12 protein-coding genes are annotated in these 14,937 nt (G+C 37.2%); 8 read left to right on the forward strand and 4 right to left on the reverse strand.

The features are described from left to right. Positions 1-106 precede the first annotated feature (106 nt). The 6 genes from MP477_RS08345 (at position 107) to MP477_RS08370 (ending at position 7,475) form a co-directional block, all read left to right on the forward strand. Entirely contained in the window at positions 107-3,505 is a 3,399-nt protein-coding gene (locus tag MP477_RS08345) for a T9SS type B sorting domain-containing protein (RefSeq protein ID WP_257190001.1), read from the forward strand. Between the two features lie 170 nt (positions 3,506-3,675). Further along, complete coding sequence (locus MP477_RS08350; RefSeq protein WP_230037416.1) at positions 3,676-4,467, forward strand: hypothetical protein; 792 nt, start codon at positions 3,676-3,678, stop codon at positions 4,465-4,467. Positions 4,468-4,763: 296 nt separating this feature from the next. Next, positions 4,764-5,525, forward strand: coding sequence for a DUF6759 domain-containing protein (locus MP477_RS08355; RefSeq protein WP_257190002.1), 762 nt, complete (start codon positions 4,764-4,766; stop codon positions 5,523-5,525). Between the two features lie 125 nt (positions 5,526-5,650). Next, positions 5,651-6,328: a tRNA (guanosine(46)-N7)-methyltransferase TrmB gene (gene trmB, locus MP477_RS08360; protein WP_257190003.1), complete on the forward strand. Its 678-nt coding sequence runs from the start codon at positions 5,651-5,653 to the stop codon at positions 6,326-6,328. 17 nt (positions 6,329-6,345) lie between these two features. Then, the gene (locus tag MP477_RS08365) at positions 6,346-7,035 is read left to right on the forward strand and encodes a DUF6759 domain-containing protein (RefSeq protein WP_257190004.1); all 690 of its coding nucleotides are present in this window, start codon (positions 6,346-6,348) and stop codon (positions 7,033-7,035) included. 5 nt (positions 7,036-7,040) lie between these two features. After that, positions 7,041-7,475 (forward strand): DUF6759 domain-containing protein, encoded by a 435-nt coding sequence (locus tag MP477_RS08370; RefSeq protein ID WP_257190005.1) that lies wholly within the window; start codon positions 7,041-7,043, stop codon positions 7,473-7,475. 152 nt (positions 7,476-7,627) lie between these two features. Here the strand turns inward: MP477_RS08370 and rpsB are convergent, their stop codons facing one another. The 3 genes from rpsB to rplM form a co-directional block, all read right to left on the reverse strand. Next, complete coding sequence (gene rpsB / locus MP477_RS08375) at positions 7,628-8,389, reverse strand: 30S ribosomal protein S2 (protein WP_230037406.1); 762 nt, start codon at positions 8,387-8,389, stop codon at positions 7,628-7,630. Between the two features lie 207 nt (positions 8,390-8,596). After that, positions 8,597-8,983, reverse strand: a complete 387-nt coding sequence (gene rpsI / locus MP477_RS08380) for a 30S ribosomal protein S9 (protein ID WP_034746528.1) — start codon at positions 8,981-8,983, stop codon at positions 8,597-8,599. A 6-nt stretch (positions 8,984-8,989) separates the two neighbouring features. Beyond that, complete coding sequence (gene rplM / locus MP477_RS08385; RefSeq protein ID WP_047488670.1) at positions 8,990-9,445, reverse strand: 50S ribosomal protein L13; 456 nt, start codon at positions 9,443-9,445, stop codon at positions 8,990-8,992. 345 nt (positions 9,446-9,790) lie between these two features. Between rplM and MP477_RS08390 the strand changes: the two genes are divergently transcribed. Next, positions 9,791-10,897, forward strand: coding sequence for a DUF3667 domain-containing protein (locus tag MP477_RS08390; RefSeq protein WP_257190008.1), 1,107 nt, complete (start codon positions 9,791-9,793; stop codon positions 10,895-10,897). 33 nt (positions 10,898-10,930) lie between these two features. Here MP477_RS08390 and MP477_RS08395 read toward each other — a convergent pair whose 3' ends face one another. Continuing rightward, the gene (locus MP477_RS08395; protein ID WP_230037402.1) at positions 10,931-11,263 is read right to left on the reverse strand and encodes a hypothetical protein; all 333 of its coding nucleotides are present in this window, start codon (positions 11,261-11,263) and stop codon (positions 10,931-10,933) included. A gap of 249 nt (positions 11,264-11,512) precedes the next feature. Here MP477_RS08395 and MP477_RS08400 point away from each other — a divergent pair, with 249 nt between their 5' ends. Continuing rightward, positions 11,513-14,860 carry a methylmalonyl-CoA mutase family protein gene (locus tag MP477_RS08400; protein WP_230037400.1) on the forward strand — a complete coding sequence of 1,116 codons (3,348 nt, stop codon included), beginning with the start codon at positions 11,513-11,515 and terminating at the stop codon, positions 14,858-14,860. Positions 14,861-14,937 lie beyond the last annotated feature (77 nt).

Here is a 14,937-nt window from a genome sequence, read left to right on the forward strand (position 1 = left end):
GAAATACAATTTTCAAAACCACGATCTTAAAGTCGTGGTTTTTTTATTAGTTTTTCAAGGTTTTAATATCATTTATTATTAAATTTGTGATAAATACTAATACTGAATGAAGAAAATTCTATCTTTTCTATTTATATTTTCTATTTTCACCTTTACCTTTGCCCAATTAGACAGAGAACATTGGTTTGCCCCAATGATAGACAGAACTGGCAGCCCCAATCCTTATCAGAAAATCTATCTATCTACCAATAGAACCACTCCTTTTCCGGTTAATATTTACAATAACAATATTCTGATCGGAACGGTGAACATCAGTAAAAACAATCCTCAAAAGTTTGATGTACTGAGGGAATATATTATTACCACCCAGCAGGCAGACTTATTTACCCCCACCACAAAAGGATTATATTTAAAAGCAGAATTTCCTTTCTATGCTAATTTAAGATTCTCCGTATACAACCATGCAGAAATCATTACCTCCAAAGGAATCCCGGCGACCGGAAAAAACTTCTATGCAGCATCTGCACCGCTCTCTGTAAGCAATACTATCCTTAACTTTATGACCAGTGTTTTAGCTACAGAAGATAATACTACAGTCACAATTACAGGATACAGCCCGCTTGTACAGTTTTCAAATGGAACTACCGGAACAACTAATCCTACGATGACTTTTACCCTAAACAAAGGACAGTCTTATATAATTGATGGTATCGGGAACAGTATCGGAAATTTTGACGGCTTTATAGGATCAAAGATCACCGCAAACAAGCCGGTAAATATTACCAATGGAAACTTTAACGGACAGTATGCCGGCGACTACCCCTCAAGTTCGGATATTTTAATGGATCAGGCTGTACCGGTAGAAAGGCTTGGTAATGAGTTTGCCCTTGTAAAAGGCAATGGAAGCGTAGGAACCAATATGGAGGGTGCTGTAGTGATTGCCACCGAAGACAATACTCAGATCTATGTAAATAATGAAATTGTACCTATAGCGACCATCAATACGGGAAAATATTTTGTAATTCCCGATACAAAATACAGTTTGCAGGGTGGAGGACATTACAACCTGTATGTTAAAACATCTAAAAACGCATATGTATATCAAATATTAGCAGGAAGCGACAATGCTTTAAATCAGGTAGCAACCGGTGGATTCAATTTTATCCCAGCCCTGAATTGCTATTTACCAAAGCAGATTAATGAACTTGGTTTTATTAATGAAAATTTTGTCTACTCCAATGGAAACCCTTCGGGGATTCTCAATATTCCAACAAAATTAAACCTTATTACAGAAAGAGGAGCGAATGTAACAGTGAACGGGGCAACCCCACCAGCAAATACAGGGCCATATGACATGACCGGTACAACCAATTGGGTGACCTATGGAATACCCAATGTAACCGGAACGATAACCATAGTTTCAGATAAAGCAATTACTGCCGGCATTAATGCAGGAAGTGATGCAGTAGGATATGGAGGCTTTTTTGCAGGCTTCCCTACTCAGCCTGTCATTATAAAATCAGGAGGAGACTGCGCGCCGGGAATTATCCTTACTGTAGATCCTATTATTTATGACACTTACCAATGGTATAGAAACGGAGTTTTAATTACCGGAGCTACGGGATCTTCTATTACTCCTACTCAATCAGGCTATTACACATGTACTGTAACCATGGGGCGCTGTGCTCCTTTAGTTACCGGGCAATATAAAGTGTTGAACTGTACGAAGCTCAATACAGCCACTTATGATGTATGTACCACCCAAACCATAACACCAGCTTTTAGCAGTTCACTACAGACTCCTGTACCAGCTACAGTGGCCATTACAACAGCTCCTACCCTGGGTACAGCAGCTATAGATCCGGTTACCGGAATCATTACCTATACCGTTAATACTCCGGGTACTGCAGGAACGGATACTTTTACCTATACTTTCTGTGGAAATGATCCTGATTTTCCGGATTGCGAAACCATAACTGTCACCATCAATATTCTCGCCCTTACTGTAACAGACAGAACCTTAAGTGCCTGTGATATTAATGGGCTTGGTGTATTTAATTTAACCACTGCAAACGTCACAAATAATTCCCCTGTTACCATTACCTATTATCCTACCCTTACGGATGCCCAGACAGAAAATCCGGCTGCCCTGATTGCGGTTCCGGATTCATATTCTGCGCCGAACGGAACTATTGTATATGCTGTAGTAAAAAACAATCTTGGCTGCAAAAGCATAGCTAAAATAACCCTCAATCTATACAACAAAGCCATCGTATTAGATAACTACAATGGCGTCTTCTGTGACGATAACCTGGATGGTACTGTGAATATTATTTTACCCAATATCACGGCTATTGTCCTTAACAATCCTACATATTTTACAAATGTTCGGTATTATGCCAGCTTCGCAGATGCTACCGCCGGAAATGCTAATACGCTTTCTAATACCTGGAGCTATACCGGTCCTGTAACCATCTATATCAGAGTAGATTCTCCGGATGGATGTGCAACAGTGATTAAACCTTTACAATTCAGTATCGGAAGCAAATTGCAATTATTAATAACATCGGCTAACCAGGATGTATGTGATGATGACTTAGACGGAATAAAATCAGTTAATTTATCACAGTACATAGCTCAGTTCACAACAGACCCTGCAGTTACCTTTACTTTCCACGGAAGCTTGTCTGAGGCACAGAATAACATCAATCCTATTTCCCCGGCTGTGAATATTACTATGTCTCAGACCTATTACATCCGTTTTGAAAAAAATGGAGTATGCCCGGAAGTGGCTTCTATTAAAATCACCATTAAAATTCCTAAAAAATCAAACCTGCTGAAGGATCAGGCTATCTGTCCTAAAATGACCACCACACTGGATGCGGGCCCGGGATTTGACAAATATTTGTGGAGTACAGGAGCTTCAACGCCTTCTATCACCAATGTTCCTGTAGGAAGCTATTGGGTAGATCTTACCTCGAACGGTTGTGTGTACAGGCAGCACGTCAACGTCACAGAATTACCACTTCCCATTATTACGTCTATTGAAATTGACGGAACTACTGTAAAGATAGGGGCAAGCGGTGGTACCCCTCCTTATGAGTATTCTCTGGACGGTGTGGTATGGCAGAGTTCAAATGTTTTTCAAAACGTGCCGAGAGGAGCCCACACAGCGTTTGTAAGAGATTCCAAATTGTGTGAAGAGGTTAAAAAATCATTTGCGATCATTAATCTTATCAATACCATTACTCCAAATGGTGACGGATACAACGAAGGCATAAACTATTCGGCTTTAATGGCCAATGATAACCTGGTATTCAGGGTTTTTGACAGATATGGCGCGGAAGTCTTCAGAGGAACTCCTGAAAATAAATATACATGGGATGGAAGATTAGGCGGCAGATATGTACCTACTGCTACTTATTGGTATTTTATCAGCTGGACAGAACATGGATCAGGACTCGAGATAAAGTATTCAAGCTGGCTTTTGGTAAAACACAGGTAAAGACAATTATAAATGTGTAAGAGGCCCTTTTTTCGGCATTAAACATATTTAAAACTAAGTTTATAACACTCATTAACAATTTAATACTAAAGTTTAATATAACTTTAACCTCTATTCTCTATCATAATAGGAACAAATTGCTGTATTTCTATGTAATTTTGCCCCATTATATGAAGAAACTGTTTACTCTATTATTATTGGTTTTCCTTGCAAAAATCAATGCTCAAATATATTCCGGAGAGGTATTTCTAAGAGATAATTCTATTTTATACCTTAATCAGGTTTATGTTACCAATCTTAATTCCCAGAAGACTGTGCTCACAGACTATAATGGAAATTTTAATATTCCTGCCAATCCGGGGGATGTTATCCGTTTTACCTCTATTGTTACAGAGAGAAAAGATATCAAACTAACCCCGCAGTTAATAGAACAGAAAAACTTAATTGAGCTCAAAATAGCGTATTATGAAATACAGGAAATAGTACTCACCCGATTCAAGCCTACCGGAAACCTTCGGTATGATGTAAACTCTATCAGAAAAGAGGATAAGAGCCTTGCCCTCAAAAAAGTAATCGGCCTGCCGCAGCCCAAGGGTGACGGCACTCCTCCAGAGCTTCCTGTTGCAGGATTGAGAGACGGCGGACTTACATTAAGCCTGGAAAGCATTTATGATATGCTCTCCGGAGAAAGGAAGAAAAAACAGCGTTACCTTGCCTACGAAAGAATGAATGGCTCTGTAAGTCAAATAAAAAATTATTTAGGAAAGGATTATTTCCTGAGGTTTAAAATCCCGGAAAACCTGATAGATAACTTCCTGCAGTTTGTATATACCTCTGAAAACATTCAGCCTTATGTACTGGCAGGAAATTTTGAAGCTATCAAAATCCCAATTGAAAAATATATTCCAATCTATCAGAAAAGATTAAGAAACTCTCATCTTCAGGAAATTATTGATAAATAAATGCCGACTTATCTGTCCTGCAAATAGATTCAGAAAATAATACAAATAAACCATGAAAATACTTCATGGTTTATTTTTTATAAGCGAACTGTCTGCTTATCTGTTACAACCAACCGTTTTCAGTTTCTGAAGACTGAAATTTCGCTAAAGAAAATTCTTTATTATTCAAAAATATACGTATTTTTAGGTCACAATTTTGTGTTTAAAATAAAAACAATACTATTTCGTTATAGTTAACACTAATTACCACCAAACCAAATTAAGAGAAAGTATCCATTTCTAACTTACTATTATTAATGAAAAAATTACTTTTACTTCTTGTTTCAGTACTGTTCTTTAATCTGTCTGCCCAAAAAAAGGGAAAAGACTACACCAATGTTATAAAAAGCAACAACATCTACGAGATCAATGCTTTCTTAAGAGATGCTCATCCTGATGATCCGCGAAGGTCTATATTAAAGCCCCGGGTCATGGAATTGATGAAAGAGTATATCAAAAATGCCCATCCTGAGGATCAAAAGGTCAAAGATATGCAGGAAATGCTTGCCCTGCTCAGAAGAAGACCATCTACCAAGATCAGCTTTGATGAAATGAATGCTATTATCAAACAGAAACAGATTGCAAAATATAAAGCCGAGCTTGCTGCAAAACAGTCTACCGCAGTATATACTCCGAGTACCAGTACAAATACATTTGTAGCCAATACAACCAATAATACAGCTATTCCGGACGCAGAGGCTGAAGAATTCAATATGCTGATGGCAGTATCCCCTACCGAACATCAAAACAGAACCGTCAAAATACTTAACTCTTTATTTGACAATGATCCTAATGCAAGAGAATGTATCGTCCTGATCCAAAATAAATCAGACTGTAATATTATTGTAAGAATGGAGGGAGTGGGTACTACCAAATACAGACTTGCTGTGCCTTCAAAAGGGGAAAGCTCTGTGGTGATAGAAAAAGGACAGTATCTTTTTACCAGTTTGGTATGTGGTGCGCAATATGCTTCCCAAAAAACGGTCCAGCGGCCTATTATGGTAGCATTAGGAAACTAGCTTTCCTTTTTATCCCGAATAGTTTTTATCCTCTTTTTGTTATACTACCCATTGTAGTTAAAAGTAAACAGATCTAATTATTATCGTTAATTTTTTCATATTTTTGCAGTCATTTTATAAATTCAATGGGCAAGAATAAACTAGCAAGATTTGCAGAAAACAAAATATTACCAAATGTTATCCAACCTACAAGAGAGGATGCACTGAAAGGCTTTGAACTGAAAGGTAACTGGAGAAAAGATTTCTTTAAAAATGACCATCCAATTGTATTGGAATTAGGATGTGGAAAAGGTGAATATTCTGTGGGTCTCGCAAAAGCATTTCCTGAAAAAAACTTTATAGGAATTGATATCAAAGGAGCCAGGTTTTGGTTTGGTGCCAAAGAAGCTGTAGAAAGCAATATGAATAATGTAGCTTTTTTAAGAAGCCAGATTGAGCTTGTGGATCATTTTTTTGCTGAAAACGAAGTAGATGAGATCTGGATTACTTTTCCTGATCCACAAATCAAATATAGAAGAACAAAACATAGACTGACACATCCGGACTTTTTAGACCGGTATAAAAAGTTCCTGAAACCAGGTGGTATTATTCATTTAAAAACAGATTCAGAATTCTTACATGGATATACACTCGGCTATTTACAGGGAGCAGGTTATGATATTATTAGCGCTCACCATGATATTTATGGTGCACCAGAATATGATCCGGATACGGAACATTTGAGAGATATTAAAACACATTATGAAGAACTGTTTTCAGCTAAAGGAAAGACTATAACCTATATAAAATTCCGGATCAGCTGATGAAATAACATACATTGATGAAAAAAAAATTTTTGACGATTTTATTTTTCACTTTCCTTACCCCCATCTTTACTAATGCCCAAAAAGGCACCAAAGACATTCTTAAAAGCACAAAAATCAAGGAAATTGAAGAATATTTAAAGAACGCACATCCTGACGATCCCAAAAGGGCTGTTCTTAAACCTAAACTCATTGCTCTAAAAAATGCAGAGTGGACAAAAGGAGCTCATACTGCCAAACCTATGGAAGCAAGACCTATTATCTCTGATATTCCCAAAAGCGTCTTGAGGAGCCCAAATTCCAGTGAAGCTGAAGAGTTTAAGAAGCTGATAGCTGAAACATCTGAAGAGCACAAAGAAAAGACAGTAAAGCTTCTGAATGCAATGCTCAGTGAGGATATTACCAGAAAAGAGGCTATCCTGCTGTTTAAAAATAATTCGGATTGTAATATCGTTTTAAGGATTGAAGGAAAAGATTATTATAATTTAGCAGTCCCTGCACATGGAGAAAACGTTGTAATCATTAATAAGGGTTCTTATACCCTAAGCAGCAATGTTTGCGACCTGAAATACTTCTCTAAAAAGGAGATTAAGAAAAGTATATTTATAACGATTGGCAATCCGGGGCAGTCTCCGGCGGAAACAGATAATAAACCACAAACGGATCCAAAAGAACCGATCCCGAAAAAGAAAAAAGCAAAAAAATAAACCGTATGAAAAAGCGATTGGTCTTTATAGGTATATCCATTATCCTTACCAGCTGTAATGCTAATTATGGAAACTATCCGATAAGAAAACCTTTCCCCTCAGGTAATTCCGGCAGTGCAGCCAGTACAGAAAGAGAATACAGCGAACTGATCAGGACCTATAAGCCCGAAACCGCCGATGTTCTTAATGATCTTCTCAATAATGATGATCCGGGAAACCCAAGGACCTCTCTTTCCATAGAAAACCAATCCTCATGTAATATGGTGCTTACAGTAAGCGGAAACAATTTCTTTAAAAAGATTCCTATAGCTTCCGGAAAAATAGGCTACACTATGGTTCCCAAAAATCAGAATTACAGATTATCCGGCATGGTATGCAATTCTTCCTACCAATCAACAAAATACATTACCAGCTCGTATTCTGTAAAACTTTCAAGATAAAAATAAAACCCACAGAAATCTGTGGGTTTACTGTTAAACTCCCTTTTTCAGTAAGCACGAAAACAAATCCACTTTTATTACCAAAAAGTTAAAACAAAAAGCCACCGAATAAAATTCAGTGGCTTTTTATATTTGTAAAGAAATATCTTTAATTATTCAGCATCGAAATCAGCATCTGTATCAGCAGATACTTTTTCTCCTTCTTCTTTAGATTTTTCTTTATCAGCTTTTCTTTGAGACTGACCTTCTTTGATAGATTCAGAAACAATATTCAGGATCATATCAATAGATTTAGAAGCATCATCGTTTCCTGGGATAACGAAGTCTACTTTTCTTGGATCAGAGTTTGTATCAACAATACCGAAAACTGGAATACCTAATTTCTTAGCTTCAGTTACAGCGATATGTTCTCTCATAATATCTACAACGAAGATTGCAGAAGGAAGACGAACCATGTCAGAGATAGAACCTAAGTTTTTCTCTAAGTTAGCTCTTTGTCTGTCAACTTGTAATCTTTCTTTCTTAGATAAAGTTTCGAACGTACCGTCTTTTTTCATTTTGTCGATAGAGTTCATCTTCTTTACAGCCTTTCTGATAGTAACGAAGTTCGTTAACATACCACCTGGCCATCTTTCTGTGATATAAGGCATATTAAGTTCTGAAGCATGTTTTGCAACAACTTCTTTCGCTTGCTTTTTAGTTGCAACGAATAGAACTTTTTTACCTGCAGAAGTTAATTTTTCTAAAGCGCTGCAAGCTTCATCTAATTTAACTGCTGTTTTATGTAAGTCTACAATGTGAATACCGTTCTTCTCCATAAAAATGTATGGAGCCATATTTGGATTCCACTTTCTAGTCATGTGACCGAAGTGTACACCAGCCTCTAAAAGGTCTTTTACATTTGCTTTTGCCATGTTTTCTGTTTTTGTTAGTTTACTTTCCGTCTTTTAAACAATCAACAACTTCTTTAGATGGGAGAAGCGTTTGGATGCTAAACGTAACGGGCAATGTGGCGTAAAGCTTTTTGCTTGTAGCAATGGCTTTTCGCCGAGATTAAGTTTAAAAAAAATTTAATACATTTCTGTAGCCAATAGCCAGTAGCCATTCGCCCACAGGAAATCTTAACGTTTTGAGAATTGGAATCTCTTTCTTGCTTTTTTCTGACCAGGCTTCTTTCTTTCCACCATTCTTGCGTCTCTTGTAAGTAAACCAGCAGGCTTTAATGCTAATCTGAATTCAGCATTAATTTCGCATAAAGCTCTTGAAATACCTAATCTGATAGCTTCTGCCTGACCTGTATTTCCACCACCGAATACGTTTACGGTAACGTCATACTGACCAACAGTCTCAGAAAGGATAAACGGTTGGTTTAATTTGTAAACCATCACGTCTGTAGAGAAATAAGTTGCAGCGTCTTTACCGTTTACTGTAATGATTCCAGAACCTGGTCTTACATAAACTCTTGCTACAGAAGTTTTTCTTCTTCCGATTTTGTGAACTATAGACATAATTAATTATTTAAATTCGTTAACATTAATTGTTTTAGGCTGTTGAGCTTCATGTTTGTGCTCAGTACCTTCATATAAATAAAGATTTTTAAGGATAGCAGATCCCAGTTTGTTTTTAGGTAACATACCTTTTACAGACTTCTCCAATACCTTTAAAGAATCTTTCTTTTGAAGTTCAGCCGCAGTCATAGACTTCTGCCCACCAGGATATCCTGTATGCCAGATATAAGTCTTATCAGCCCACTTGTTTCCGGAAAGTGTAATTTTCCCAGCATTCAAAACGATTACGTTATCACCACAATCTACGTGAGGTGTAAAATTCGTTTTGTGCTTACCTCTCAAAATCTTTGCAACCGTAGAAGCTAGTCTACCTAACGGCTGTCCTTCAGCGTCTACCACAACCCATTCTTTATTCGCAGTAGCTTTGTTCGCTGAAACAGTTTTGTAACTTAATGTATTCACACGTTTTAGTTAAAGATTAAACATAATTTTCCCCTAAAAGGGTGTGCAAAGGTACAAATTATTTTTGTAACTGAAAAACATATTTTATTTAATCTATAGAATATTGTATGGTGAACTGTCTTTAATAGATTTTAACACTATGTTAAACTTTGGCATACATCTTGTAAAAAATTGTTGCGATGAAAAAAAACGTTTAGATGATTCTAAAAGCACAGGTGATAAAGAAAAGAGTTTCTTCCCTCAACTCTTTCTTTTTTTAATTTTTCATTAACAATTTCCGTAAAAGCTTAGTAATATCATTATTTTAATTCGTTAAATAATTATATTTGCGCCAAACCCAGAACTATGAGCCACGGAAAAATAAGAGAAGATAAAACCTGCCTTAACTGCGGGCATCAGGTGGAAGAAAGATTCTGCCCCCACTGTGGGCAGGAGAATATCGAAAGACGTCAGCCTTTTTATTTTCTTTTTACCCATTTTATTGAAGATTTTACCCATTATGACGGTCAGTTTTGGGGAACATTAAAAAACCTGATCTTCAAACCCGGAACACTTACCAGTACTTATCTGGAAGGAAAAAGACAAAAATTTGTACCTCCTGTAAAGCTGTATATTTTTGTCAGCTTTATTACTTTTTTCGTGTTCGCCCTTTTCCCTATGGTTAATCTTAATTTTGGAGGGGATAAGGATTCCAAAAATGAATCTAAAATAAATTTCTTTGAAAAGGTAAAATCACCACAGATGCAGAAGATGTTCGACAGTATAAAAGCTGAACGGAAACTGACTAAAGAAGATTCTCTGTCAATCCAAAATCTCAATCTATTACCAGACACTGTGACAGTGAATGAAATACAAGGAGCCTTGGAGATGAACAAAAAAATAGATACAGATGCTGAGTATGGAGGCTACAAAACAAGGAAATCCTACGACTCGGCCGCCGTTAAAAATCCTTCTTCTCTTGATTTTATTAAAATACCGCTAGCTCATAAATTCTTTGAGCTTAAAGAAAAGGGGGTAAAAAAAGAAGAGATCATTTTAAATATGATAGAAAAATCATTCCATAATCTGCCTAAAGCACTTTTCATTTATCTTCCTCTTTTCGCCTTCTTTTTATGGATCTTTCACAGTAAGAAAAAATGGTGGTATTTCGATCACGGAATTTTTACCCTACATTATTTCTCATTCCTTCTCCTGAATATTTTATTTATATTCTTAGTCTACAAGCTGGTGGGAGTAACAAGCTTCAAGCTTATTAACGTATTGTTGTATTTAACTATAAGTGTTCTGTTATTATACAATATTGGATATTTTTTCATCGCTCACCGCCGTGCTTATCATGCCCATGGATTGGTAAGCTTTATAATTGGGCTTACATTACTGACTGTTAATTCCTTTGCTTTTATGATTTTGGTGACAGGTCTTGCCTTAGTAAGCTTCCTGATGATTCATTAGATACAAATGAGGAGTTTACAAGGGAAGCCATTTTTATTTTCTTAATGACTTGCTTCCTCTGAAGCTTGCAAATAAATAATAGGCAACAAAAACTGTAGAGAATTTAAGAATAGACGGTATAGCCAGTTCCAGATTAAAAATTAAAGTTCCCACAAGAACCAGAATTCCCATGGCTACAAAAGACAATCCCATTTTTTGTGGCAATGTAAAATTAGGGGTATCAAGATAATAGGCAATTCCCCACGCTAAACCAAAGGCAACCGCATAATAGATATCCAGAGCCAGATTTTCTGAGCTTAAAAAAAAATAATTAATAAGGAAGCTTACTACCGTTCCCAACGCGAAATACATCAAAGCTTTTTGCATACCTGTAAAAATATTTTGCAAAAGTAGAGAATTTAATTTGAGAATTTGAAAATGAAAATTCCCAATCTCCCCAACTTATGCTGCTTCTGAAGCCTTAAACGATCAAACCCTTAAACTCTCCAGCCTAAAACCGGGGTGTTTTTATTAAATAACGGCTTACAACATAATGGAAATCAATACTATAAAATCAAACACACGGTTCTTTTTTTATTGTTATATTTGAAAGCTTAGAAACTTTCTAGAATTTTTATGGAAACCCAAAAATATACTCCAACCAACAAAGTAAGAATCGTAACAGCTGCCTCCTTATTTGACGGGCATGATGCTGCGATCAATATTATGCGTCGTGTCATCCAGGGAACAGGATGTGAAGTGATTCACCTGGGACATGATAAATCAGCTGAGGAAGTTGTAAATACAGCTATCCAGGAAGATGCCAATGCCATTGCCCTGACATCCTATCAGGGAGGTCATAATGAATATTTCAAATATATCTACGACCTGCTAAGGGAAAAAAACTCACCACAGATTAAAATCTTTGGCGGCGGCGGCGGTGTCATCCTTCCTGAAGAAATCAAAGACCTGATGGACTATGGAATCGACAGAATTTATTCTCCGGACGACGGCCGGGAACTGGGATTACAGGGAATGATCGATGATTTGGTAAACAGGGCAGACTTTGCTACAGGTAAAGAAATTACTGCAGATGATTTAGATGCCATCAGTTTTGAAAACTCAACAAGTATTGCCAAAATTATTTCTGCTGTAGAAAACTTTTCTGAAGAAAAACCCGAACTGGTAAAAGCTATTGACGAAAAATCAAAAGACTTACATATTCCCATCATCGGTATCACAGGTACAGGTGGAGCAGGAAAATCTTCATTGACAGATGAATTGGTAAGACGTTTCATCCGTTCAAACCCGGATAAAAAAATTGCCATTATTTCTATAGACCCTTCAAAAAAGAAAACAGGAGGAGCGCTTTTAGGGGACAGAATCCGTATGAATGCAATCAATGATCCCAGAGTTTATATGCGTTCAATGGCCACAAGAGAAAATAACGTTTCTGTGTCACCGTTTATTCATTCTGCTTTAAATGTGCTGAAACTGGCACATCCGGATGTAATCATTCTGGAAACCTCAGGTATCGGGCAGTCCGGTTCGGAAGTTTCTGATTTTGCAGATGTTTCCATGTATGTGATGACTCCCGAATATGGAGCTTCCACTCAGCTTGAGAAAATTGACATGCTGGATTATGCGGATTTAGTGGCTTTAAATAAATCTGATAAACGGGGTGCTCTTGATGCACTTCAGGCTGTAAGAAAACAGTTCCAGAGAAACCATTTACTTTGGGAAAGTCCATTGGATGAAATGCCTGTATATGCTACAAAAGCATCTCAGTTCAATGATCATGGAACAACAGAATTATACAACAGACTCGTTTCAAAAGTAAACGATAAGTTTTCCGGTTTGGATTTAAAAACCTTTGCGGAACAGGAAATTACTGAAGAAGTAACGATTATTCCTCCAAAAAGAGTCCGTTACCTGTCTGAAATTGTTGAAAACAACAGAATATATGATGAAAACATTGAAAAGCAAGCTGAATTAGCGCGAACAATGTATCATATTGAAGGGGTCAAAAAAATTATTTCCAATGAGGCTTTAGATGCTGAATATCAAAAAGCTGAAAAGGAACTTCAACAGGAAAATATCGACTTCCTGAGGTCCTGGGAGGATACGAAAAAAGCTTTCCATGAAGAGTTTTATTCTTATTTTGTACGTGGAAAAGAAATTAAAGTTGAAACTTCTACAGAGTCTCTTTCCCATTTGAGAATTCCAAAAATTGCATTACCAAAATACAACGACTGGGGTGATCTGATCAAGTGGAAAGGCCAGGAAAATCTTCCGGGAGGATTCCCTTACACGGCAGGAATTTATCCTTTTAAAAGAACAGGAGAAGACCCAACAAGAATGTTTGCCGGGGAAGGAGGTCCGGAAAGAACCAACAGAAGATTCCATTACGTTTCTGCAGAAATGCCTGCTAAACGTTTGTCAACAGCTTTTGACTCTGTAACCTTATACGGACAGGACCCCGCTTTACCACCGGATATTTATGGTAAGATCGGAAATGCCGGAGTTTCTATCGCCACTCTGGATGATGCCAAGAAACTGTATTCAGGATTTGACCTGGTGAATGCACTCACTTCCGTTTCAATGACGATTAACGGTCCCGCTCCTATGCTACTGGCTTTCTTTATGAATGCTGCCATCGACCAGAACGTTGAAAAATACATCGCTGAACATAAACTGGAAGCTAAAGTTGAAGCTGTTTTAAAAGCAAAATTTGACGATAAAGGATTAGAAAGACCAAAATATAACGGGGAACTTCCTCCATCCAACAATGGTTTAGGATTAAAGCTATTAGGGATTACAGGAGATGAAGTGATTCCTGCGGAAGCTTATGCTGAAATTAAAGCTAAAACAATTGCTACTGTTCGTGGAACAGTTCAGGCAGATATTTTAAAAGAAGACCAGGCTCAGAATACCTGTATTTTCTCTACGGAATTTGCTTTAAGATTAATGGGGGATGTTCAGGAATATTTTATCACAGAAAAAGTAAGAAACTTCTATTCTGTCTCTATTTCAGGATACCATATTGCTGAAGCTGGTGCCAACCCGGTTTCGCAGCTGGCATTTACATTGGCTAACGGATTTACGTATGTAGAATATTACCTGAGCCGCGGAATGGATATCAACGATTTTGCTCCGAATTTATCTTTCTTCTTCTCCAATGGTATCGACCCTGAATATTCAGTAATCGGACGTGTAGCAAGAAGAATCTGGGCAAAAGCTATGAAACTGAAATATGGGGCTGACGAAAGAAGCCAGATGTTGAAATATCATATCCAGACTTCGGGACGTTCTCTTCACGCTCAGGAAATTGATTTCAATGATATCAGAACTACGCTTCAGGCACTTTATGCTATCTACGACAACTGTAACTCACTACATACCAATGCATATGATGAAGCTATTACAACACCTACAGAACAGTCTGTAAGAAGAGCAATGGCTATCCAGCTGATCATTAATAAAGAATTAGGGTTAGCCAAAAATGAAAATCCTTTACAGGGATCATTTATTATTGAAGAACTGACGGATCTTGTAGAGGAAGCGGTATATGCAGAATTTGACAGAATAACGGAAAGAGGCGGTGTTCTTGGTGCTATGGAAACTATGTACCAACGTTCAAAAATCCAGGAGGAATCTATGCATTACGAGTGGCTGAAGCATACCGGAGAATACCCGATTATTGGGGTAAATACCTTCCTTGGAAAAGACGGTTCACCTACGGTTCGTCCAGGGGAAGTAATTCGTTCTACGGAAGAAGAAAAGCAGGTTCAGATCGAAACGCTTCATAATTTCCAAAAATCAAATGAAGATAGATCTGAAGAAGCGCTTAAAAAATTACAATATGCAGCCATCAATCAGCAAAACCTGTTTGGGATTATGATGGATGCTGTGAAATACTGTTCTCTTGGACAAATCACTAATGCTTTATTTGAAGTAGGCGGTAAGTACAGAAGAAATATGTAATATTCTGAACACAAGAATATAAAACTAAAACCTCAAGGAATTTCTTTGAGGTTTTTTTGTATTTTTAATCCAAAACT

The sequence above is a fragment of the Chryseobacterium sp. WG23 genome (assembly GCF_024586575.1).
Lineage (GTDB): Bacteria > Bacteroidota > Bacteroidia > Flavobacteriales > Weeksellaceae > Chryseobacterium.